At 46.1% G+C, this 23186-nt stretch carries 19 protein-coding genes and 1 pseudogene; 8 read left to right on the forward strand and 12 right to left on the reverse strand.

What is annotated here, in order from left to right:
- Positions 1–33 precede the first annotated feature (33 nt).
- The 4 genes from deoA to IO95_RS14185 form a co-directional block, all read right to left on the reverse strand.
- The gene (gene deoA, locus IO95_RS14170; RefSeq protein WP_023489422.1) at positions 34–1356 is read right to left on the reverse strand and encodes a thymidine phosphorylase; all 1323 of its coding nucleotides are present in this window, start codon (positions 1354–1356) and stop codon (positions 34–36) included.
- Positions 1357–1380: 24 nt separating this feature from the next.
- Positions 1381–1557, reverse strand: coding sequence for a hypothetical protein (locus IO95_RS25640; RefSeq protein WP_160165618.1), 177 nt, complete (start codon positions 1555–1557; stop codon positions 1381–1383).
- Positions 1558–2062: 505 nt separating this feature from the next.
- Positions 2063–3328: a NupC/NupG family nucleoside CNT transporter gene (locus tag IO95_RS14180; RefSeq protein ID WP_200874174.1), complete on the reverse strand. Its 1266-nt coding sequence runs from the start codon at positions 3326–3328 to the stop codon at positions 2063–2065.
- A gap of 258 nt (positions 3329–3586) precedes the next feature.
- Positions 3587–4366, reverse strand: a complete 780-nt coding sequence (locus tag IO95_RS14185; protein ID WP_023489419.1) for a TatD family hydrolase — start codon at positions 4364–4366, stop codon at positions 3587–3589.
- A 982-nt stretch (positions 4367–5348) separates the two neighbouring features.
- Between IO95_RS14185 and IO95_RS14190 the strand changes: the two genes are divergently transcribed.
- The 5 genes from IO95_RS14190 to IO95_RS14210 all read left to right on the forward strand — a co-directional run bounded on the left by IO95_RS14190 (position 5349) and on the right by IO95_RS14210 (position 11433).
- Positions 5349–5894 carry a fimbrial protein gene (locus tag IO95_RS14190; RefSeq protein ID WP_023489418.1) on the forward strand — a complete coding sequence of 182 codons (546 nt, stop codon included), beginning with the start codon at positions 5349–5351 and terminating at the stop codon, positions 5892–5894.
- A 48-nt stretch (positions 5895–5942) separates the two neighbouring features.
- On the forward strand, positions 5943–6659 hold the full coding sequence (locus IO95_RS14195; protein ID WP_023489417.1) for a fimbria/pilus periplasmic chaperone: 717 nt from the start codon (positions 5943–5945) through the stop codon (positions 6657–6659).
- A 75-nt stretch (positions 6660–6734) separates the two neighbouring features.
- Positions 6735–9410, forward strand: coding sequence for a fimbria/pilus outer membrane usher protein (locus IO95_RS14200; protein WP_023489416.1), 2676 nt, complete (start codon positions 6735–6737; stop codon positions 9408–9410).
- 234 nt (positions 9411–9644) lie between these two features.
- Positions 9645–10730, forward strand: coding sequence for a fimbrial protein (locus tag IO95_RS25245; protein ID WP_023492842.1), 1086 nt, complete (start codon positions 9645–9647; stop codon positions 10728–10730).
- Between the two features lie 250 nt (positions 10731–10980).
- Entirely contained in the window at positions 10981–11433 is a 453-nt protein-coding gene (locus tag IO95_RS14210; protein WP_037385711.1) for a hypothetical protein, read from the forward strand.
- 163 nt (positions 11434–11596) lie between these two features.
- On the opposite strand, the gene prfC is transcribed toward IO95_RS14210, so the two are convergent.
- Positions 11597–13186 (reverse strand): peptide chain release factor 3, encoded by a 1590-nt coding sequence (gene prfC, locus IO95_RS14215; RefSeq protein WP_023492444.1) that lies wholly within the window; start codon positions 13184–13186, stop codon positions 11597–11599.
- A 177-nt stretch (positions 13187–13363) separates the two neighbouring features.
- Here prfC and IO95_RS14220 point away from each other — a divergent pair.
- Positions 13364–13741, forward strand: a pseudogene (locus IO95_RS14220) (transposase); the annotation flags it as partial.
- An 86-nt stretch (positions 13742–13827) separates the two neighbouring features.
- On the opposite strand, the gene IO95_RS14225 reads toward IO95_RS14220, so the two are convergent.
- From IO95_RS14225 to yihU, 6 genes are all read right to left on the reverse strand, one after another.
- Entirely contained in the window at positions 13828–15078 is a 1251-nt protein-coding gene (locus IO95_RS14225; RefSeq protein ID WP_037385714.1) for an AGE family epimerase/isomerase, read from the reverse strand.
- A 73-nt stretch (positions 15079–15151) separates the two neighbouring features.
- Entirely contained in the window at positions 15152–15421 is a 270-nt protein-coding gene (locus tag IO95_RS14230) for a PTS transporter subunit EIIB (RefSeq protein WP_023492867.1), read from the reverse strand.
- A 116-nt stretch (positions 15422–15537) separates the two neighbouring features.
- On the reverse strand, positions 15538–16827 hold the full coding sequence (locus IO95_RS14235; RefSeq protein ID WP_037385716.1) for a TRAP transporter large permease: 1290 nt from the start codon (positions 16825–16827) through the stop codon (positions 15538–15540).
- A 13-nt stretch (positions 16828–16840) separates the two neighbouring features.
- Positions 16841–17461 (reverse strand): TRAP transporter small permease, encoded by a 621-nt coding sequence (locus tag IO95_RS14240; protein ID WP_037385717.1) that lies wholly within the window; start codon positions 17459–17461, stop codon positions 16841–16843.
- A gap of 215 nt (positions 17462–17676) precedes the next feature.
- On the reverse strand, positions 17677–18537 hold the full coding sequence (locus IO95_RS14245; protein WP_023492125.1) for a class II fructose-bisphosphate aldolase: 861 nt from the start codon (positions 18535–18537) through the stop codon (positions 17677–17679).
- Positions 18538–19197: 660 nt separating this feature from the next.
- Positions 19198–20091, reverse strand: a complete 894-nt coding sequence (gene yihU, locus IO95_RS14250; protein ID WP_023492829.1) for a sulfolactaldehyde 3-reductase — start codon at positions 20089–20091, stop codon at positions 19198–19200.
- A 209-nt stretch (positions 20092–20300) separates the two neighbouring features.
- Here yihU and IO95_RS14255 point away from each other — a divergent pair, with 209 nt between their 5' ends.
- The gene (locus IO95_RS14255) at positions 20301–21188 is read left to right on the forward strand and encodes a PfkB family carbohydrate kinase (protein WP_023492828.1); all 888 of its coding nucleotides are present in this window, start codon (positions 20301–20303) and stop codon (positions 21186–21188) included.
- Between the two features lie 18 nt (positions 21189–21206).
- Entirely contained in the window at positions 21207–21965 is a 759-nt protein-coding gene (locus IO95_RS14260) for a DeoR/GlpR family DNA-binding transcription regulator (RefSeq protein WP_037385721.1), read from the forward strand.
- A 113-nt stretch (positions 21966–22078) separates the two neighbouring features.
- On the opposite strand, the gene IO95_RS14265 is transcribed toward IO95_RS14260, so the two are convergent.
- Positions 22079–23140, reverse strand: a complete 1062-nt coding sequence (locus tag IO95_RS14265) for an aldose epimerase family protein (RefSeq protein ID WP_037385726.1) — start codon at positions 23138–23140, stop codon at positions 22079–22081.
- Positions 23141–23186 lie beyond the last annotated feature (46 nt).

The raw sequence follows: 23186 nt of genomic DNA on the forward strand, positions 1-23186 counted from the left end.
GGCTGCAACAGTATTGGCTGCAACTGATATAAATTATTGAGCGATGCGCTGGTACACCACCGGTGTCACCTCTGGGGCTTGATCACCCAAGACTATCGCATTACGTAGCGCATCTGCGGCCTGTTGCCAGCTCTGTTCATCGTTGGCGTGGATCACCGCTAACGGTTGCTGGTTATCCACACACATTCCTAAGCGAACCATATCCGTCAAGCCAACACTATAGTCAATGCTGTCAGCCGCGCGAGTGCGACCGCCCCCCAGAGCAACCACCGCCATACCTAACGCCCGGGTATCCATAGCGGTAATGATTCCTGGCTGTTCAGCATAAACCGGCTTACTGAGTGTCGCCTCCGGCAGGTAGTGTTGGTAGCGCTCAACAAAATCGACCGGCCCTTGCTGCGCGGCCACCATACGGCCAAAGCGTTCCGCTGCCTGACCATTATCCAATACCGTCTGCAATTTATCCCGGGCATCCGCCTCATCGCGCGCCAGACCACCAGAGAGCAGCATTTCCACGCACAGCGCCATGGTGACTTCCAACAAGCGTGGATTACGGTATTCCCCAGTCAGGAAACGCACCGCTTCCCGCACTTCCAAGGCATTACCGGCACTGGAGGCCAACACCTGGCTCATATCCGTCAACAATGCGCTGGTTTTGCAACCAGCACCATTGGCCACAGCAACAATCGCCTGCGCCAAATCTGCTGAAAGTTGATAGGTCGGCATAAAAGCCCCGGAACCAACCTTAACATCCATCACCAAAGCGTCGAGCCCTTCCGCCAGTTTTTTCGCCAAAATAGAGGCAGTAATCAGTGGAATTGAGTCAACGGTGGCAGTGATATCGCGTGTGGCATAGAAACGTTTGTCTGCCGGAGCCAACGAACTGGTCTGGCCGATAATCGCCACCCCCACTTGCTTGATGATTTTGCGGAATTGCGGGTCATCAGGGAAAATATTAAAACCCGGGATGGATTCCAGTTTATCCAGTGTACCGCCGGTGTGCCCCAGACCACGGCCAGAGATCATCGGTACATAACCGCCACAGGCGGCCACCATTGGGCCAAGCATCAATGAGGTCACATCCCCCACCCCACCAGTGGAGTGCTTATCTATAACCGGGCCATTGAGGGATAAATCTTGCCAGTCCAGCACGGTGCCGGAATCACGCATTGCCATGGTTAGCGCCACACGCTCTGCCATAGTCATATCGTGAAAGTAGATAGTCATTGCCAGTGCGGCAATCTGCCCTTCGGAAACCACATTGTCACGGATCCCATTAATGAAAAAGCGGATCTCCGCTTCGCTCAGTGGCTGACCATCACGTTTTTTACGGATTATTTCTTGTGCCAGGAACAAGGCATCCTCCTATTAAAAAGGCATTTATTCAGGGCTATTCAAGCTGACTGAGGGAAACACGGGGGAAATGCCGATTGCTGCAGGGTAACCTGCCTGGCTGCCCATTTGACGACAACAGGCCAACACGTTGCTGTTGGTGTCATCTTGGTTAAATGCGAGTAAATTCAGCGCAGATAGCACTGAGGTGGTTAATTCAGTCATAAAACTCTCCAACTTATCACTTTGGTGTTGGCGAGCGGACTTGGTTCCTTGAAGATAGCGCATGAGATGAGTACCTCACGGCGGCAACTGAGATCCTTCTCACCGCGTATATACCCGGCGCCCTTCAAACTGCAGGGTTGTTGGCTGCTCTCAATCACCCTAGTCACATAGTTAGCTATGCTCCTAGGGATTCATTCGATTGCCGCCTACCTGCAAACTTGAATAAGCTTGGGTATAGCCCTTCAATATTGAATAGCCTGTCGTACTATTTGAACATGATAACGCCAGGTCATTAGTGATTAACATCACAACACAGTAAAACGAATTGCAATATAACATAAATTTTTGTGACTTTTATCACGCAAAATGATGTTATCCGTTCTGGGAATTCACGTTGTAACTAGGTCGCATCAGATATCATCATTAAACAGCCAGACCTTCTGAAACATAAGGGCAGACCCGCAGGCCTGCCCTTATCGATAACCTGACGCCTTGCTGTTCGTCGTTACAAAGCCAGGAAGAACCCGGCAATAGTGGCACTCATCAGGTTAGAAAGCGTCCCCGCTGCCACGGCTTTCAAGCCGAAACGGGCAATATCTTGGCGGCGATTAGGGGCCATGCCACCCAAACCACCAATCAGAATAGCAATCGAAGAGAGATTGGCAAAGCCACACAACGCAAACGAGATAATCGCCTTGGTATGGGGTGACAGTACCTGTAACCCGGCAGCTGCCACCACATCGTCTGGACGCAGGTAAGCACTAAAGTTCATAAAGGCCACAAATTCATTAAGCACGATTTTTTGGCCAATAAATGAACCCGCCGTCATGGCTTCATGCCACGGCACACCAATCAGGTAAGCCAGTGGGGAGAAAATCCAACTCAGGATCAACTCCAACGAGAGCTGTGGATAATTAAACCAACCACCAACGCCCCCCAAGATACCGTTGAGTAACGCGATCAACCCAATAAAGGCCAACAACATTGCCCCGACATTGAGTGCCAGTTGCATACCAGATGCTGCCCCTGAAGCGGCGGCCTCAATCACGTTGGCTGGGCGATCCTCTGCGGTGAGCAAATCCAAGGCATTATCTTTATCACGGGTTTTTTCCGTTTCCGGCATCATCAGCTTGGCAAACAGTAACCCACCCGGTGCTGCCATAAATGAAGCCGCAATCAGATACTCCAGCGGCACGCCCATTTGTGAGAACCCCGCCAATACCGAACCCGCTACAGATGCCAAGCCACCGCACATCACGGCAAACAGCTCAGACTGGGTCATGGTGGCAATATAGGGGCGCACCACCAACGGGGCCTCGGTCTGACCGACGAAAATATTGGCGGTGGCTGACAGTGATTCAGTACGCGAAGTGCCCAGCAATTTCTGCAAACCACCACCGAGGACTTTAATCACCAACTGCATAATCCCCAGATAATAGAGCACCGCAATCAGCGAAGAGAAAAACACAATCACCGGCAGCACACGTAATGCAAAGATAAAACCGCCGCCACCAAAGACTTCAAACATTTTGTCGGAAACCAGGCCGCCAAAGATAAAATTGACCCCTTGATTACCGTAAGCGATGACATTGGTCACCCCTGACGACATACCGCCAAGAATTTGCCGCCCCACCGGGACATAAAGGACCAACGCCCCAATAGCGACTTGAATAATAAAAGCACCGAGCACAGTACGCAGCTTAATGGCGCGTCTGTTGCTGGAAAGCAGCACAGCAATGGCGATCAGTACCATCATACCGACCAGGCTCATGATGAGTTGCATGGAAAATACCCCTGTTGCGAAAAAGAAACCCCAAGTGCCGTTCAATGTAACGAATAGCCTAAGGGTGATAACCTGCGCAATTATACTGGGCCAACTATCGCAAGACTCGATTTATGTCACAAACATATACAACTTGAGGTAAACCAATGCCACTTAATGTGATGTATCGCACATTTCAAGCCGTAAACATGTCGCCCACAGGGGATTGACTGCCATATGAGTCAATCTCAATCGCAAAAAGCGCCGTTAATTCAATGCAAACAGGGAACAGGCGTTCTGCTGGAGATGTTCAGCAATTTCATCTGGCGGTTCTGGCCGAAGTTGGCAAAGAGCCTGAAACACCTCCAGCACCCGCTCTGGCCGGTTTGCTTGCCCTTGGTAACCGGCTAATGGCATATCTGGTGCGTCCGTTTCCAGCAGTAGACAACTCAGTGGCAACTGAGCCACCACGCTACGGGTTTTCTGCGCACGCGGGTAGCTGATGGTGCCCCCAACACCGATGTAATAACCCAAGCCAACAAACGCCTCGGCCTGCGCCAAACTACCAGCAAAACCATGCACCACCCCACCACGGGGAACATCGCATCGGCGTAGGATCGCTGCCAGTTGATCATGGCTACGGCGGGAATGCAAAATCATCGGCAGATCGTACTGTTTGGCTAACTTAAGTTGCGCCTTGAGCAACGCTTGTTGCCGCATAAACTGTGGGTTGGCCATAAACAGATCCAAACCCGCCTCCCCCACCGCCACCAGTTTGGCGGGCTTGGTGGCCAGTAAACCGGCCAGTTGCTCCAGCTGTTGATCCTGATGCTCGGCGATATACAACGGGTGTAGGCCCAATGCAGCAAATAACGGCGTATGGTCAGCGGCTAACTGCAGCACACGGGCAAAATTTTCAGCGGTGACCGCTGGCACAATAATCTGCCGCACGCCCGCTTGAGCAGCCCGGAGTAGGCTGGCGGGTTCATCACCACTAAAAGGGGGAAAGTCAAAGTGACAATGGGTATCTGTAAAAATGTAGCTCACAGCACCCCCTGTTTTCTCACTGGTATCGTCATCAGATTGTCGTTTTTCCTGTATAACAAAATGTCGTTCTAAACCGTAACGTTATACAGTTGCATCCCTTCACCCGGCAAACTCAAAATAACCGACTCGTCGCTCACCCTTTGGGTCGCAAAGAGACTCTTCCCATTTCCAATCAAACAGTCCAGAGAGGCCATATTATCAATTAAATTCATGGCATTATGAAAAACAGGGTTTAGCTAAACCAAAATCAATTTTGATAAAAAGTCGCTTTAAGTATCAAACCTTATGGGAAAGCCACTATAATCAACATAAAATATCGTAATTTAATTTAAAAAAGCACTTAACGCTAACAAAATAAGAATGAGTGACTAAATAAATAAGCGGAATTTTATGCTGATTTTATTTAATTTCATAATATTTAATTCTATTTAATTAAAATTAACGAAATTATACCCCAACAAAAAACAGAAACAAGCATGAAAACTTTTTTTACAGTTATTTGACTCCGTTGAGTTAAAGTTTAAAATAGCCCCATCTGATTCGGATGCTTTATATCTAGTTATTCTTCTCTCTGAACCATAGCCATACATACCAAAAATAATTTTCGTTGCTTGTAAACCGCGAATGATGAAATTCTGAGGAGCATAGATAACTATGCGACTGGGGGGCAGAGCGCAGTTAAAACCCAAAAAGAATTGAAGCATGAAAAGAATATATTCTGGCAAAAATTAATGCTGGTGATTTTTTATGCTTTAAATTAATTTTCATCAATCTAATACTTTAACTAAGAATGGCAAATTAACATTTGATTAATATTCACAACCAACAATGAATTTTAGTGGTAAAGAATACATCCATTTTATATTAATTTATTACTCTGTGTGTTGTATTAACAACCACAAAAGACACCTATATCTTATAGGTAATCACCCGCCATTTTAATGGATATTAGAATGGCTTAACAAAGTAAGTAGGAATATATATGAAAAAGTTAGCAATTGTTGTTTCTTTAGCTGCTGTATTGGGTTCTATTGGCCTAACTCAGGCTGCCTCAACGGGTACCATCACCTTTAACGGTGAATTAACCGCCAGTACCTGTGACGTTAACGTGAATGGAGGAGGCGCAAATGGGACGGTGATACTGCCAACCGTAGGTACCAACCAGTTAACTGCTGCAACCCAAACTGCAGGACGCACTAGCTTCGATATGGCACTAACCGACTGTGCTGGTACGCTGAAAACAGCATCGGCCTTCTTTGAAGCAGGTCCTTCCGTTGACCTAGTCACCGGCCATTTGAAAAACCTGTCAGGTACTGCGACAAATGTAAGTCTGCAACTGCGTGACGGTTTAAGTGCTACGCAAGCCGTGATCAAAGCCGGTAATACCAGTCAAGTAGGTAGCGCTAGCTATGTAGATGTATCAAGCGGTAGCGCCACCCTGCCGTACGCAGTGGAATATTACGCCGATGGTGCAACCACTGCTGGTACCGTAGTCAGTAACGTTGTCTATTCAATTCAGTACAAGTAATAAGATGTTGGGAGAGGAAAATCCTCTCCCAGTTTTCAGGAATATATTATGACATTTCTTTTTTGCAATATTCGGCAACTAAATATTCGGCAACTATGTGGACTCGCTGTCATTGCCTTATTTAGTTCCAACAGTCTGGCCAGCGTGGTCATCAGCGGAACACGGGTAATCTATCCATCAGATGCCAAGGAAGTCAGCGTTAAGCTAAGCAATGTGGGCTCTTCCCCCGTTCTTGTTCAGAGCTGGATCGACAAAGGGGACGCCAATGCTAAACCCTCCGCCATTCAGGTGCCTTTTGTACTGACGCCGCCGATGAACCGGATAGATCCAAGTAAAGGCCAGACGCTACGGATAAGCTATACCGGTGGGGCGCTTCCTATGGATAAAGAGTCGGTCTTCTGGCTCAACGTCTTGGAAGTACCCGCTAAAAATGAAGCAAAAGAAGCAGAAAATCGCCTGCAGATGGCCTTCCGCTCACGTATCAAATTGTTTTATCGCCCTACCGGGCTACAAGGCAACGCCAATGATGCCGCCAAAGCAGTCACCTGGAGTGCGCAAGGTAATCGGATTCAAGCATCAAACCCGACACCCTATTATGTGTCCATGGTCACCCTGACAGTTAACGGCAAGAAAATTGAGGGGGATATGATCGCACCTCATGCCACCATGACGTTTAATTTACCAGCACAGGTCGGCAATACTTTATCCGGTGATTTCGTTGATGATCATGGCGCAATTAGGGAGTTCAGTACCGTTATAAAATAACAACGCTCAACGCATTAATATTATTAAATAATAATACCATCACTATTTGGGAAAAATATTTTGAAGGGACATCTTATGTCAAATTCTTTGAAAAAGAATATCCACAGCTGCTTATCTCCTTTAGCCATGGCTATACTATCAACCTTTTTTATGGATAGTGCTATTGCTGAAAATGAGATTAATGCGGTGAATACACCAGCGCCCATCGCAAAGAATGTGGAATTCGATCCTTCGTTCCTAAATATTGATGATAATAAATCAGTTGATCTGAGCCGTTTTGCCAATGGATCTTCGGCATTACCCGGTGTATATAAAACTAACGTCTATGTCAATAATCAGCCAGTCAGTAATATTGATATTGAATTCAAGGTGCGGGCGGACAAATCCGTGTATCCCTGCCTAACAAAAGAGCTAATTAAAAATATCGCGTTTAATTACGAGAAATTACCCAAGGATTTTTTACACTCGTCAGATAAGTCAGAACAATGCCTGGATCTTCAGGCTAAACTGCCAGAAACCCAGGTCAATTTCGACAGTAGTGAGCAGCGTCTGGATATTCTTATTCCCCAGGTATATATGCTAAGTACAGCCCAAGGCACCGTCAGCCCGGAATTATGGGACAGCGGCGTGCCAGCCTTGTTGCTCGGTTATAACGCCAATGGCTATACCAGCGAATCGCACGGCACCACTTTCAACTCACTGTTTGCCGGAGTGAATGCGGGGCTGAACGTTGGAGCCTGGTATTTACGCCACAACGGTTCCTATAGCCAGATGAGTAACGGACCCAGCCAGTACAGCAACCTTAATACCTATCTGCAGCGCGATATTCCGCAGGTCAAGGGACAGATGTTGTTGGGTCAGTCGAATACTACCGGTCAATTGTTTGACACACTGCCGTTCACCGGTATTCAACTGGCCAGTGACGAACGGATGTTGCCGGAATCCCTGCGTGGCTATGCGCCAGATATCCGCGGGATTGCGCGCACCAACGCGCGTGTCACCGTGAGCCAGGGCGGTCAGGTGTTGTATGAAACCACCGTTACACCGGGGGAGTTTCTGATTAATGACCTGTACCCCACTGGTTACGGCGGTAACCTTGACGTAACGGTTCGTGAATCAGATGGCACGGTACAAACCTTCACCGTGCCCTATGCCTCGGTAGCACAATTGCTGCGCCCGGGCTCATCACGCTATTCTTTTACAGCGGGTAAACTGCGCAGCGATAATCTGCGTGAAAAGCCAGCCCTCTACCAGACTACCTATCAGCTTGGGTTGACCAACGCCATTACTGGTTATACTGGTTTGCAAGTTAGTAAAAACTACTACGCGTTGCAACTCGGCACCGCGGTGGGTACCCCTATTGGGGCAGTTGCCTTTGATATCACTCAGGCCCGGACACAACTGGGGAGCAGTAACGATGACAACGGCCAACATTCGTCGAGCAACAGTCTCAGCGGACAAAGTTATCAGGTGAGCTACAGTAAGCTTATCAGCGAGACTAACAGCAACCTGTCGCTGGCAGCGTACCGCTTCTCCACCGATGGCTATATGGATTTTATGACCGCGATGCAAACCCGCGATGCGGTAGCGCAAGGGTATTCGCCAGATTCAGTTTCAAGGGCTAAAAACCGCCTGACGGCCACCGCCAGCCAAGGGTTGCCGGGTGATTGGGGTCAATTGTATATCAGTGGCTCACTGCAGAACTACTGGAATAAAGACGGTAGCGATAAGCAGTACCAAATGGGGTACAACAACCATTACAAAAGCCTGTCGTATGGTTTCAGCATCAATCGCAGTTTTTCCAGCCTGGGTACCGCACAAACCAACTATCTGCTGAGCTTCAGCCTGCCACTGGGGCGCAATGACCAAACGCACACACCACAACTGCGTATGGATTTGTCACATGACAGTACTGGCCGTTACGGTCAGCAGGCCACCGTGTCCGGCACTGCCGGGGCAGAAAGCCAGTTCAGCTACGGTGTGACGGCAATGAACGCTAACCAGAGTATGGGCTCTAGTGGGTCAGTGAGCGGTAACTACCGTACTCCGGCTACGGCCTTAAGCGGAACTTATAGTACCGGTAAAGGTTACCAAAGTGCCGCCGCTGGGATAAGCGGCACGGTCGTCGCGCATTCGGGGGGAGTAACTTTTACGCCCTATACCTCCGATACTTTTGCGCTGGTCGAGGCCAAAGGGGCAGCAGGGGCTGGTGTCTCGTCGTATCCTGGGGTGAAAGTGGATTCACATGGCTATGCACTGGTGCCTTACCTGACCCCATACCAGATGAATGACATCAGTATCGATCCGAAGGGCACGGCGGCCAATGTCGAGCTGGATAATACCAGTCAGAAAGTAGCACCGTATTCCGGTGCAGTAGTGAAAGTGAAATACAACACCAAGCAGGGTACGCCAATTCTGGTGAATGCCACCTATCAAGGAGAACCCCTACCCTTTGGCGCTGATGTGTTTGATAACAAAGATAACAACGTTGGTTCTGTCGGCCAGGGGGGGCAGTTATATGCACGTGTGGTTGAAGATAAGGGGCAACTGAGCGTGAAATGGGGAGATGGCAGTGATATGCAGTGTCGTGTCAGTTATATCCTGATGCCGGTAGCCAAAGAGCAGAAACAAACGCCGATGCAGCAGTTTAATTCTGTATGCCAGCCAGACACATCGTCCTTACAAACGGGTCATCTGGCCCGGGTAGAAATCCCCGGCAATGTCCCCACAACACTGAATACCACCCGATAGTGATATCCACAGACTCCACACTATTGGTGTAACAATAACAAGAGAATAATGATATGCAATACAACATAGCAATAATAGGCACCCTGAAGTTATTACTGATAAGCCTAATCACTTGGCCGCAGTACAGTCTACTATTAATGCTGGTCAGTTTCGTTCTCAGGGCTAAAACCGTCACCTGTGTACAGACAAGATACTTCCACCTCAGTTTCTTAGAGTAATTAAAAGGTGAACTTTATGAAAAAAATTATTTTAATGTGCCTATTATTACAAATAATAGTGATAAAGTCAGTGAGTGCATCTTGCTCCATGGCATCTAGGTCCCCCCCACTGAATATGAATATTCCGCTTCAGGCCAGTAATATTACCGTAGGGCCAGACACAGCGAATGGAACAGTTATATACCGGCAAACATACAAGCCGAGCTTTAATGATAAGATGGTGGAATGCACTACGACAGCAGGGTTTATACTGGAGCGTGCAGTGACTGTTACCCCTTATCCACTTTCAAGTTGGAGTGGCTCCCCCTACCCAGGGCATGTCTATAACACAAATATTCCAGGGATAGGCATTGCCATATGGAATGCTGGGACTGCCTTCCCATTCACAGTCAATTTAGCTGGTAGTAATAGCACCATTTTGACTTATGGCCCAAGTTGGTTCACTTTTGATATTTCTTTGATAAAAATAGGCAATGTCAGCCCTGGTAGTTTAACCGGAGCCAGTTTGCCTTGCATATCCCATAAACTTGGCCAGGCAGGCTCTGTGGTTCCTGCTGTTTCAGCTTGTTTTACTGGTGCTATCAATATCGTATCTCGAACCTGTACCACCCCAGACATATCAGTGTCATTGGGGAATTATGATGTTAAAAAATTTACAGGCCTCAACTCGACAACCAGTTGGATTGATTCAAGTATCAAACTGACGAACTGCCCTGTCTTTTATGGTACTTACCCTGATACAGGGTCGAATACTTATGTTTCTTGGAGTGAGAGTGGATCTTCATCATTAGGAACTCCGGTGAATAACAAGATCAGCCTGACGTTAACACCAAATACATCAGTTATTAATGCAACCAATGGTATTATGAGTATTGATACATCCGCTCAAAATGCTGCCAGTGGGGTAGGGATTCAAGTGGCTGCAGGCACTGCAAGTTCACCCACTTTATTTAACTTTAACTCAGTAACACAACAAGCGATGCTGAGCACACAGGGAAGCAACGTCAGCATCCCCTTGGTTGCACGTTATATTCAAACATCGCCTCAAGTCACTCCGGGAACAGCTAATGGGAAGATAACATTTACTATTAATTACTATTAATTAATTCAATATAGCCATGAAATGAAATGTACAGAAATGGCCTATACCCAAAATACTTCGAATTGCTTGAAGCCAGCAAGCAATGGAATCCCTAGGAGCATAGCCAACTATGTGACTAGGGTGACTGAGCGTAGCTAACACCCAAGCGGTTTGAAGTAAGAAGGGTATATATCTGCGTACTGATAGATTCACCAATACATGCAAGATAAAATCATATCTATGTATAAAAATACCTCAGGAATAATTAACCATGAAAAAAATAACAAATGTATTTTTACAACATTCATGCAGCTACACCCGCGAGGGTATAAAATCGATTTTGGCAGAGTTAAACTCCATCTCATCTATTAATGTCGTTGCAGAACAAAAACAATTATCACACGACTTATCATGGTTAAAGCCCGAACAGGACATTGATGTTTTTATTTTGGAGTTGCAGAGTACCGGTAACAATGCGAGCGAGAGACTCTCTTTTATTATGAATATACTACCCTCACTTTCCCCTAAAGTTAAAGTGGTTATTATGACGCAACTTAACAATCAGGGAACATTAAAGGATTCTTTGTTGCAATTTAATAATGTCTATGCAGTTCTGGAGCAACCAAGAACACTGCAGCAAATGCGTCAGTGTTTAACAAAGATCCTAACGTTACCAAACAACGTTCAGCCCGATACCGTTCAATCTTCGCCTATCGTGATGTAATGAGCCGGTATTCCTAACAACGTAGTCAATACCATAGATTTACTGACCACGTTTACTCTGGATAAAACAAGCACAAATCCCACCATCACATAATGATCTATGCTGCTGAGGAGTGATGAACCTCATCCATAAAGTTCATCACGCGGGGCAACACTGACAAGACTTAGTGTTCCCGCGTTTTGCGGAACACCACTTCGGGGTAACGCTCTTGCGTTAGGTTGAGGTTCACCATGGTGGGGGCAATATAGGACAGATTTTCACCGCCATCCAACGCCAGGTTCAGCTCACTCTTGCGCTTGAACTCTTCAAATTTCTTCACGTCATCACACTCTACCCAACGGGCAGTGGAGACGTTCACTGACTCATACAGCGCTTCCACGTTGTATTCGCTTTTCAGGCGGGCAACCACCACATCAAACTGCAACACCCCAACGGCCCCCACGATCAGGTCGTTGTTGGCAATGGGGCGGAACACCTGGACTGCCCCCTCTTCCGAGAGTTGCACCAACCCTTTCAGCAGTTGTTTCTGCTTCAGCGGGTCACGCAAACGGATACGGCGGAACAGTTCAGGGGCAAAGTTCGGAATGCCGGTGAACTTCATATCTTCACCCTGGGTAAAGGTGTCGCCAATCTGAATGGTACCGTGGTTATGCAGGCCAATAATATCGCCAGGGTAGGCTTCTTCAACGTGGGAGCGGTCACCTGCCATAAACGTCAGAGCATCAGAGATCACCACGTCTTTGCCAATACGTACCTGGCGTAGTTTCATCCCCTTCTCATAACGGCCTGATACCACGCGCATAAATGCCACACGGTCACGGTGTTTAGGGTCCATATTGGCCTGGATTTTGAACACAAACCCGGTGAATTTCTCTTCTGCGGCCACCACTTCGCGGGTGTCGGTTTTACGTGGCATCGGTGCGGGCGCCCAAGACACCAGCCCATCAAGCATATGGTCAACACCAAAGTTACCCAGCGCAGTACCAAAAAATACTGGGGTCAGTTCACCTGCCAGGAAGGCTTGCTGATCAAACTCGTGGGACGCCCCTTGTACCAGTTCCAGTTCATCACGCAACTGGGCGGCCAGATCTTCACCCACCGCGGCATCCAGATCCGGGTTATTCAACCCTTTCACAATGCGCACTTCCTGAATGGTATGGCCTTTACCACTCTGATAGAGATAAGTTTCATCTTTATACAGATGATAAACCCCTTTAAACAACTTACCGCAGCCAATGGGCCAAGTAATGGGTGAGCAAGCGATTTTCAACTCGCGCTCCACTTCATCCATCACTTCCATCGGATCACGAATATCACGGTCCAGTTTGTTCATAAAGGTGAGGATCGGCGTATCACGCAGACGGGTTACTTCCATCAGTTTACGCGTCCGGTCTTCCACCCCTTTAGCCGAGTCGATCACCATCAGGCAGCAGTCCACGGCGGTCAGCGTGCGGTAAGTATCTTCGGAGAAGTCTTCGTGCCCTGGGGTATCCAGCAGGTTAACCAGGCAATCCTGGTAAGGAAACTGCATCACCGAGGTGGTAATCGAAATACCACGCTGCTTTTCCATCTCCATCCAGTCTGATTTGGCATGCTGATTGGAACCACGGCCTTTTACCGTACCGGCGGTCTGGATAGCCTGCCCGAATAACAGTACTTTTTCAGTAATGGTGGTTTTACCGGCATCAGGGTGCGAAATGATGGCGAAGGTTCTTCTTTTGTTGATTTCATTAAGAAAATCTTGGTTTGCCATATATAAATTCTTTTAGTTTGTACACGGATTTGTACACACTTTTGGAAGTACTCTCTTTTCAGTTCTTCGCTTGTCAAATCCGTCGTGTTAATCGTAATTGGCGGCTATTTTCGCTGATCATGACTTTATAAACAATCAATGGTTGTCTAATCGGTTACCATTTAGTCTCAGCGTGCACCCGTACTCAATCTATTCAAGACTTGGCTGGAGCAGAATGTTGGCTCACTGATGAAAGGTTCGCTGACACGCCAGGCGATGGAGTACACGTTGAATCACTGGACATCGCTGGTCGGCTATTGTGAGCACGGTTACCTGAATATGAGCAATGCACTGGCGGAGAATGCGATACGCCCGTTTGCGGTGGGCAGAAAAGCGTGGTTGTTTGCCGACAGTTCGCAAGGGGCCCGAGCCAGTGCCTGCTGCTATTCACTGATTGAAACAGCGAAAGCCAACAAGCTGGAACCTGCGGCCTATATCCAACATGTGCTGGAACGCATTGGTGAAGCGGATACGGTGGACAAGATAGAAGCAATGTTACCGTGGAATGTCGACTGATTGGGTAGAAAGCTTATGCATATAATAAAAACGTGCAGCTCCAACATACATTAGAACTGCACGAGGCATTTTTTAACTAACCATGATTACTTAAGGTTTACGTCTAGTAGACCAGCAGCAAGCGCAGGCGCTAGGCCCGGAGTTAGTGGCAAGCGAGGAATGACTAGACAGTGCATTAAGTGGTAAATATCTTGTTTACCATCCCATACTACGCTTGTACCTGCTTGGTTATTTACATCAAGCTCTTGCCACCATGAACAACCTTCGTAGTCGATGAGGTAAGTACGGCAGTAGTCCCACCATGTGCGGTACCAATCTTCGTATTTCTTCTCGCCTGTCACTGCGTATAGTGCGTAAGCAGTACCAATCGCTTCAACAGGAGCCCAACGAATACGCTGACGCACAACTGGCTTACCGTCCCAGTCAACTGAGTAAACAAAGCCCGGTGCGCCATCTACATGCCATGCATCACGTACAGTGGCATCAAACAGACCAATTGCATCTTCTAGCAACCATTCTGGGCAATCTGCACCGATTTCTAATAGCGTTGCACGTAGGTGACAGATTAAACGGCCCCACTCAATCCAGTGACCCGGTGTACCGCCGTAGGCGCGGAAGTGACTTGCTGGGGTTTCTTTGTTGTAGTCTGGAAGTGGATTCCAGTTAGCATCAAAGTGTTCGTTTACACGGTAGCTTAGGCTCTTCGCTGTTTTGTTGATCATGAACTCAGTGATGTTTAGAGCGCGATCTAGCCACTTCTTATCTTTGGTTACATCGTAAACGATTAGGAATGCCTCCACAGAGTGCATTGCCATGTTACCACCACGGTAATCTTCCGTTTCAGTCCACGTTTGATCCCACGACTCGTAACACATCTGCTTCTCTTCAACCCAGAAGTGTTTTTCGTACACGGTAATCGCTTCATCAAGTAGAGCGTGAGCACGTGGGTGCCCCGTTGTAACCGCACTTGCCGCACCTAATAGTACGAATGCGTGTTGATAGCCTTGTTTAGATGAGTCAACGATACCATCGCCTGAGTTATCGATTGTCGCGTACCAACCACCATGAGTGTGGTCTTTTAGTGGGCCTTCAAGAGCAGCAATGCCGTGCTCTACTAGGTCATACGCGCCTGGACGCCCCATGTGTGCAGCAAGTGCGTAACAGTGTAGCATGCGTGCAGTGATCCAAAGACGAGTGCCCATCTCTTCACGAATGTTACCGTTGTTACCCACCCAACCAAATCCGTTAGGAACAACTGAACGACGGCCGAATTCAAAGATACGATCTGTTTCAGTATCTAACCAAGAGGTGTGAGATTTGGTGTTAATCCACTTCATATTTGTTTCCTATTATTTCTTATATCCATTTAATTTGGGTATTTAACTTAAGCGGCGATTTGCTTGTTTTGAATTATCCGTTCGCGACTTGAGTTCGAATTTCTTCAGCCAGGTTGTGCACATCAAAGAACACCACTTGAATCTTGTTGTCCGGTAAACGGATAAACCCGAGTGCACCTTGGCGACGCAGTAAACCTTCGTTGATAATTTCTAAATCTTTAACCTGAATACGTAGGCGTGTTGCGCAGTTGTCGATTCTGCCAGCAACGATGTTCTCAATACCGCCCATTGCTTTAAGGATTTTTTGCGCCTTAGCCTGTAAGTTGCCTTTATCGTTAATCATCGACTTTCTCTCTTATAACGAAGAACCAAAGACTCTTTGATGCTTAGTGAAATAGTGTGTAGCTACATTTGCTGTCTAGAAGCAGCACCTTTTACGTGCCGCGTTTACTCAATTGACTACATGATGCCAGCCAGTTGAGGTAGACCGATTACCAATGATGGGAAGAATGAAATCAGGAAGATAATTGCCATTTCTACGATTAGGAATGGAATGATTTTCTTAGAGATTTCAGATACAGATACTTTCGATACACCTGATGCTACGAACAATACTAGACCCATTGGCGGTGTTGCCAAACCGATTGAAAGATTTGCACACATAACCACACCGAAGTGAACTGGGTCGATACCCGCGGCTGTCATAATTGGTGCAAAAATCGGAGCAAAGATTAGGATTGCAGGACCCGCATCTAAGAACATACCAATGATGAAAAGCAGTACGTTGATAATTGCAAACAGTAAGTAAGGGTTATCAGTAATACCATTCATAAAGTTAGCAACCATAGTCGACACACCAGATAGACTGATGAGTGACGCAAAACCACTTGCTGCTGCTACGATAATCAGAATCGATGCTGCGTTTACTGCAACTTTTGCAAATATAGCGTATGTAGCCTTAACGTTGGTTGCTTTGATGATGTATAGCGATACTACGATTGCGTATGCCACTGCTACCGCGGCTGCTTCCGTAGGAGTAAAGATACCGCCGTAGATACCACCAAGAATAATGACTGGTGTCATTAGTGGTACGATAGCAAGACGTAATGCTTGACGGCGTTCCATAGCAGGCGCACGTTCCATCGGCTGTACGTCGGGATATTTTGTAATTTGGAATCGATTTACGATCATCAAACCGATGCAGAGAATAAGGCCTGGCGCCACACCCGCTAAAAACATTGCAGCTACAGAAGTATTCATTACGAATGCGTAAATTAGCATTATTCCTGATGGAGGAATGATATTGCCCAGAACTGTAGCCGCAGCCGTTAGCGCTGCAGCGTAACCCGTATCGTATTTATACTTTTGCATCTCCGGGATAAGCATGCCGCCGATCGCTGACGTCGCCGCTACCGCAGAGCCGGTAAGTGCGCCAAATATTGTTGCAGCAAGGATAACTACATGACCTAAACCACCACGTAGATGCTGAACCATGGTTTGAGCAAACGCGACGATACGTGGTGTGATACCACCAGCGGTCATACACTCACCCGCTAGCATGAAAAATGGCAAAGCAAGTAGTAGGAAGCTATCTAAACCAGAATAAAGACGCTGGTAGAGCATGTTCGCAAACAACATTTGGTCGTTTTGGAACAGCGTAATCATTGGAGATAAACCCAATGTAAATAGTACTGGTACACCGACAATAAGCAGTACTAAGAAATAAATTATAAAAATTGGAGAAACCATTTTTAACGCCCTCTTAAGATGCTACTGCAGGTTCGATTTTTTCGTCTTTTTCTTCCGCTTCAGAACTTGTGTCTTTAATTGCTGATGGCTCGTATAGTGCAACCGTTGCTTGAGTTAGAGAGACATCAGTAAAGTCGCCTAATATGCCACGAAGACATTGAATGATTTTCTGCAGTGCATAGACCATGGTGACTGCCATCATTACTGGCGGAATGATGTAGATTACATACATTGGAATTGGCAAGCTGTCGGCCATTACCGAACCTGTGTTAAAGAAGTTCCAGCCAAATTTAATCCAAACCGAAAAAACAAGAATCGCCGAAATATGAGCAACTAAACCTAACAATGCAAACATACGAGGAGACTTCTTCTCAACAATTTCAGTGACGAAAGTCATTGCGATGTTTTTGTCGGCCAAGTACACGAACGGCAGGCATAGATAAGTCATGTAGATCATCAAGAATCGTGCAGCTTCGTCTGTCCAGCTTAAAGGCTCATTAAATACATAACGACAGAGTACTTGGAAAACAACCGCCACTGTCATTACTAGCAACAAAATACCAGCGACTGCGCGCAGTACTTTTGCCACAGGGGTCGTTACTGTATTCAATGCTTTTTCTAATGTACGTAACATAGAATCACCATTATTTTTTTATATACCCTTCCTGTTTCTTCAAACCGCTTGGGTGTTAGCTGTGCTCTATCACCCTAGTCACATAGTTGGCTATGCTTCTAGGGATTACATCGCTTGCTGCCTTCAAGCAATTCAAAGTATTTTGGGTATAGGCCTTTCGGAAAAATTGGGTGCAGAGGTAAATAGCACCCTGTTTTATTATATTTATTGTTAAATTACGCTTTGCCGTTTGAACCAAACAGGCGGATTTTGTGGCGAACCACTTCTTTCATTGATGCAATACCAGTATTCATTGCGTCTGCAAGTACGTAGTCTTTTGCGTGTGCTTGCCAGTGAGCTTGTAATCCCTCAATGAAGCCTTGGCGTAGTTCGGTATCAACGTTGATCTTCGCTACACCGCGTTTCACCGCTTCAATAACTTGCTCATCTGGCACACCTGAACCACCGTGAAGAACGACTGGTTTTCGAACTGCTTCTTTGATTTCTGATAGACGGTCAAATTTCAGTTGTGGGGTTGTTCTGTAAAGACCGTGTGCAGTACCGATTGAAACTGCAAGATAGTGAACGCCCGTGCGCTCGGAGAAATCCAGAGCTTCAGCAACTGTGGTGATCATCGCGTCTTTTTCATCAACTGTGATGTCATCTTCTGTGCCACCGATCTTACCGATTTCACCTTCAGCACCTAGACCTAGCGCGTTAGCTACGCCGACAACTGCTTTCGTAATACGTACGTTCTCTTCGAAATCTAGCGCTGAACCATCGAACATAAGAGATTGGAAGTTACATGTCGCAGCTTGCATGCATTGCTCAAACTTACGGCTGTGGTCTAAGTGAACACACACTGGAACAGTGATTTGGTGGTATTCGATTAATGAGTCAATCGCAGTACGAAGTGGCTTCATGCCCATTTCGTTAATTGCTTTTTGACCAATTTGAATTATGATTGGCGCTTGCTCTTCTTGGGCCGCTAATAGTATTGCTTTGATCGTTTCTAGGTTGTGAGCTGTGAAAGCACCGATTGCATAACCATTTTTCCACGCTTCGTTAATCATTGTGTTACCAGATACGTAAGCCATTTTATTTCCTCGTAATATTTTTTAGTCTCATCGACTTTGATTTTGTTAAGACAGAAGTTACCAATTCAAGTTGTCAATTTCTGTTAGATGGATAACACTTTCTGTCACTTTAATGACATTCATTACCATAAATGTACACGGAGTCACAAAACACTCAATAAGCATAAATTTCTGCTAGAACTCAATCCATTGTCATCTTGTCGTTTGCCATCTACATGCAACTAACTGTTTCAAATAGATATTTTTGGTTAAATCAACAACCGCAAAATAACGCCCCACTCCTTTTGAGTTAGAGGCCAAACAACAATAGACCACTTATCAACATTCATGATTTCGACAGCGTAGCCCTTCATTTTGACCGTGAAGATACCTTGCGTATTTATGGCCCTTCTTATACTCGTCATACTTCAAGTTGCTTGGGTGTTGGCTGCCCTCGTTCACCCTAGTCACATAGTTAGCTATGCTCCCAGGGATTCGCTCAGTTGCCGCCTACAGGCAACTCGAATTATTTTGTGTATCGTCAAAAGAACCGAAAAAACATACATTTAAAGCAATGAGAAATTGATAGTTAGAAGGAACAATAATCAACAAATTCCATACCAAAATGTCAGAAAATGTTGCTTAACCTTCACCTCAGATAAACCAATTAACTGTCAGTTTTTATTTCACTTTTGGCTCAAGACCTGAACTTACGCGAAGTTGTTCTAGTACAGCAGTCCAGTCTTGACGACCACGACCCGCCGCACGAGTTAGGTTGTACATTTCTCGAGCCGCTGCGCCACAAGGCATTGGAACCTTAACTTGGTTAGCAAGATCCAGTGCAATGCCTAAATCTTTATGCGCTAGGTCTACCATAAATACTGGGGATAAATCGCCCGCTAGCACCTTACCTGGCCACGTGGTTGTAAAGTGTCCTTTACCTGCAGGTGTGCCGCTCATCACTTTCATTGACGTTTCCCAATCTAGACCAATTGCCTCAGACAAGGTTGCCGCTTCTGCAGACAAAGCGTTTAGAGCAATACTCATGTAGTTGTTGATGATCTTAACGCGAATGCCTTTACCTGCTCCGCCACAGTCAACGGTTTCATTGCCCATACAATCGAACAGTGGCTTAGCGCGCTCTATCTGCTCTTTCGTACCACCAGCCATGATAAGAAGCTCACCGCGTACAGCATGCTCAGAAGTACGGCCAACCGGAGCTTCCATCATTGAGAAACCAAGCTCTGACATCTGTTTGATTAAGCTATCCGTTTCAAGCGGGTGGATGGTCGACATGTCGATAAGTAGCGAATTTTTGTCTAGTGTCGTGGTAACGCCGTTCTCACCTAAGATTACATTTTTAACCAGCGTGCCGTTTGGCAGCATAGTGATAACGAATTCTGAATCTAATGCTGCATTAGCAGGTGATGTCGCTGCTGTAGCGCCTTGTTCAACTAGCTGCTGGACTGCATCTTGGTTGATGTCAAAAACTTTTACTGAGTGGCCGCCCTTGATTAAATTGAGCGCCATGGGCGTACCCATTTGACCCAAACCAATAAATCCAATAGTAGACATTGTTCTTTCCTTCACGTTAGCGATTAACTTGAGACAAATATAAACATAAAATGACATTGCAACCACAATCAATGTCACATTTTGTTGTTTTTTGTTTACTTTGGTCGTTTTGTGATTGTAGTCCTAGTTAAAACTACAGATGTGAATATACTGCAGACATCAATTTGCAAAATCGCACTCCAAAAAGTAAACACATAGAGATTAGAGTTATGACAATTGCATGTTTAGGTATTGCGGTACTTGACCGTATTCAACGTGTCGCCACTTTGCCAACAACAGGCGGTAAATACGTCGCAAAAGACTACTTTGAAGTGGGTGGCGGACCTGCTGCGACAGCGGCTATCGCGGTTGCCAAGATGGGGCACCAAGTAGATTTCATCGGGCGTGTTGGTCAAGATGGCGTGGCAGATACCATGTTATCAGAGCTTGCCAGTTACGGTGTTAACGTCGATAAAGCAGTTCATGTGACCGGTGCTTCTTCTGCTTTCTCCACAGTTCTTGTGGATGATGAAGGTGAGCGAATGATCATAAATTACCAAGATCAATCACTCAGCCGCGATACAAAGCAAATTGAACATATCGACTTTTCACAATATGAAACTATTCTGACTGACGTACGTTGGCCAGAAGGTGCGAAGTACGCTTTAGAACAAGCGAAAAAGTTCAACATCCCTTCTGTTCTTGACGCTGACCTAGCACCAGATCCAATTTACGAGCTTGTGAAACTAGCCGATCATGTGGCGTTCTCTGAGCCTGGCCTTGAAAAATTCACTGGTTGCAGTGACCCAATTGAAGGTCTAAAAGTTGCTAAAAAACAAACAGATGGTAAAGTTTATGTTACAGTAGGTTCACTGGGCTGCTACTGGCTAGAAGGTGACGAAATTTATCATGAGCCAGTAATCAAAGTAGATGTTGTGGACACTACTGGTGCAGGCGATGTTTTTCATGGTGCTTTAGCGGTTGCGGTCGCAGAATCGAAACAAAGCCGTGAGGCGATTGCTTTCTCAAACCTAGTGGCAGCGTTAAAATGCACTAAAAGAGGTGGTCGAGAAGGGATCCCGGCTAGATCAGAAGTGGACCAAAAACTACAAAAGTAAACAAAATGAAGGACTGACGTGACTAATCCCAGACAAGATAAGTTAATTCAGCTAGTTAATGACAAAGGTTATTACAGTGTAGAAGAACTAGCAGAAATGCTAGACGTTTCTACACAAACGATTCGCCGCGATATAAAGAAGCTCAGCAATGATCGTTTTGTGATTCGTCACCATGGTGGTGCAAGCTCACCGGCAACCAAAACTAACCTTGATTATGAAGTGCGTCAGGTGTCAGACACCGAGCAAAAGCATGCAATAGCCAAAGCAATTGCCGATTTGATCCCTGATAATTCAACAGTGTTCATCACTATAGGAACAACTGTGGAAGTCATAGCCAGTCATTTAGCCAAGAAAAATAATTTGCAGGTCATTACCAATAGCCTTCGCGTAGCAAGTGTTTTGCATACGAATAAGTCTATAGATGTATTGATACCTAGTGGTAAGGTGAAAGCGTTCAACGGGGGTATTGTTGGAACTGAAGCTATGGATTTCATCTCTAACTTCCGCTTTGATTATCTCATTACCAGTGCAGCATCATTGGATGTTGATGGTACCTTACTTGAGTATGACCTGAATGAAACAATGATCACTCAGACGGTCATGAAATCGGCTCGTCACGTTTTAGTCGCGATGGATTCAAGCAAGTTCATTCCTAAAGGGTCTATTACCTTAGCGAACATTAAAGATGTGACCTACTTCTTCACTGATTCCAAACCCAGCCCTTCAATTGAAACTGTGGCGAAACAAGGTGATACCAAATTGGTGATTTGCTCGTAAGTATATTCTCAAGAGAAACTGCTCCTCGTGGAGCCGTTTTTGTTTTGGTGCTGTACTCAAACGCTCTATCTACCTTTTTTTCGATAAATAGAGCATTATTTGTACTCAGTTGATCATTTTTGCGCAAAGCGATGAATTGTTTTCTCTTGATACACTTCGCCTGGGTTTAATCGGGTCGATGGGAAATGCACGTTATTCGGGCTATCTGGATAGTGTTGGGTTTCCAAACACATACCATGGCATGACTCATAACGCTCACCATGACGCCCTACCCAACACTTGTTTGACAGCTTGAATCCATTATAAAACTGCACGGCTGGCTGAGTTGTCAGAACCGTCATCATACGTCCACTTTGCGGTTCATAAAGCTCCGCCGCATAGTTGTACTCCCCTTCTTTTTTCGAACCATCGAGAATACAGTTGTGGTCAAAACCGCCTAACGGCATCATCGCTTTATTCAAAGCAATCTGCTTGGTCTCGGTGAAATCGAGGCCGGTTCCCTTAACCGATAGAATTTCACCGGTTGGAATGCAATTATCATAAACCGGGGTGTAAAACTGGGAATAAAGCTTCAATTCATGTTGATCAACTGTGCCGGAATCATGGCCAGCTAAGTTGTAGTAACTATGGTTAACTAAATTAATTACGGTAGGCTTATTAGTAACAGCTTGGAAGTTATAGTGAACTTGATTGAATTCATCCAAACCGATGGTGTGAGTAACATTCAAAGTGCCACCGTAACCACCTTCACCATCGAGCGATACTCGCGTTAGATGAACGTATGTTGCCTCTTCTTGTTCCTCAATCTCGAAATCCCATACGTACTTATCAAAGCCTTTAGCGCCACCGTGAAGGTGTTGCCCAGTTGGTGCTTCGTTGGTTTCTAATTGAAACACTTCACCATCTAGCTCATAACGCCCCTGCGCAATACGGTTAGCATACCGACCCGCTACAGCACCAAAGAAAGGATGACCTCCTAGGTATTTTTCTAGACTTTCGTAACCAAGCACGACATCCGCTGCGACACCATTGCGATCTGGCACTTTAATTGAAGTCACAATACAGCCATAGTTGGTCAACTGTAGTGAGATACCTTGGCTATTGGTAAGCGTAATCAGCTTTACCGGTGCAGTTTGACCTTCAACTTGTCCCCAATTTTCAATCTTCAGTTCCACGTAGTTACCTCATTTACCACTTTATCTGTTAGCCAAGTGATACCAT

The organism is Serratia sp. DD3, assembly GCF_000496755.2.

Excerpts from the sequence above, each read along its gene's own strand:
- IO95_RS25640 (WP_160165618.1), bottom strand. The coding sequence starts at position 1,557 with ATGACTGAATTAACCACCTCAGTGCTATCTGCGCTGAATTTACTCGCA.
- IO95_RS14180 (WP_200874174.1), bottom strand. The coding sequence starts at position 3,328 with ATGAGCCTGGTCGGTATGATGGTACTGATCGCCATTGCTGTGCTGCTT.
- IO95_RS14190 (WP_023489418.1), top strand. The coding sequence starts at position 5,349 with ATGAAAAAGTTAGCAATTGTTGTTTCTTTAGCTGCTGTATTGGGTTCT.
- IO95_RS14195 (WP_023489417.1), top strand. The coding sequence starts at position 5,943 with ATGACATTTCTTTTTTGCAATATTCGGCAACTAAATATTCGGCAACTA.
- IO95_RS14200 (WP_023489416.1), top strand. The coding sequence starts at position 6,735 with ATGTCAAATTCTTTGAAAAAGAATATCCACAGCTGCTTATCTCCTTTA.
- IO95_RS25245 (WP_023492842.1), top strand. The coding sequence starts at position 9,645 with ATGAAAAAAATTATTTTAATGTGCCTATTATTACAAATAATAGTGATA.
- IO95_RS14210 (WP_037385711.1), top strand. The coding sequence starts at position 10,981 with ATGAAAAAAATAACAAATGTATTTTTACAACATTCATGCAGCTACACC.
- prfC (WP_023492444.1), bottom strand. The coding sequence starts at position 13,186 with ATGGCAAACCAAGATTTTCTTAATGAAATCAACAAAAGAAGAACCTTC.
- IO95_RS14225 (WP_037385714.1), bottom strand. The coding sequence starts at position 15,078 with ATGAAGTGGATTAACACCAAATCTCACACCTCTTGGTTAGATACTGAA.
- IO95_RS14230 (WP_023492867.1), bottom strand. The coding sequence starts at position 15,421 with ATGATTAACGATAAAGGCAACTTACAGGCTAAGGCGCAAAAAATCCTT.
- IO95_RS14235 (WP_037385716.1), bottom strand. The coding sequence starts at position 16,827 with ATGGTTTCTCCAATTTTTATAATTTATTTCTTAGTACTGCTTATTGTC.
- IO95_RS14240 (WP_037385717.1), bottom strand. The coding sequence starts at position 17,461 with ATGTTACGTACATTAGAAAAAGCATTGAATACAGTAACGACCCCTGTG.
- IO95_RS14245 (WP_023492125.1), bottom strand. The coding sequence starts at position 18,537 with ATGGCTTACGTATCTGGTAACACAATGATTAACGAAGCGTGGAAAAAT.
- yihU (WP_023492829.1), bottom strand. The coding sequence starts at position 20,091 with ATGTCTACTATTGGATTTATTGGTTTGGGTCAAATGGGTACGCCCATG.
- IO95_RS14255 (WP_023492828.1), top strand. The coding sequence starts at position 20,301 with ATGACAATTGCATGTTTAGGTATTGCGGTACTTGACCGTATTCAACGT.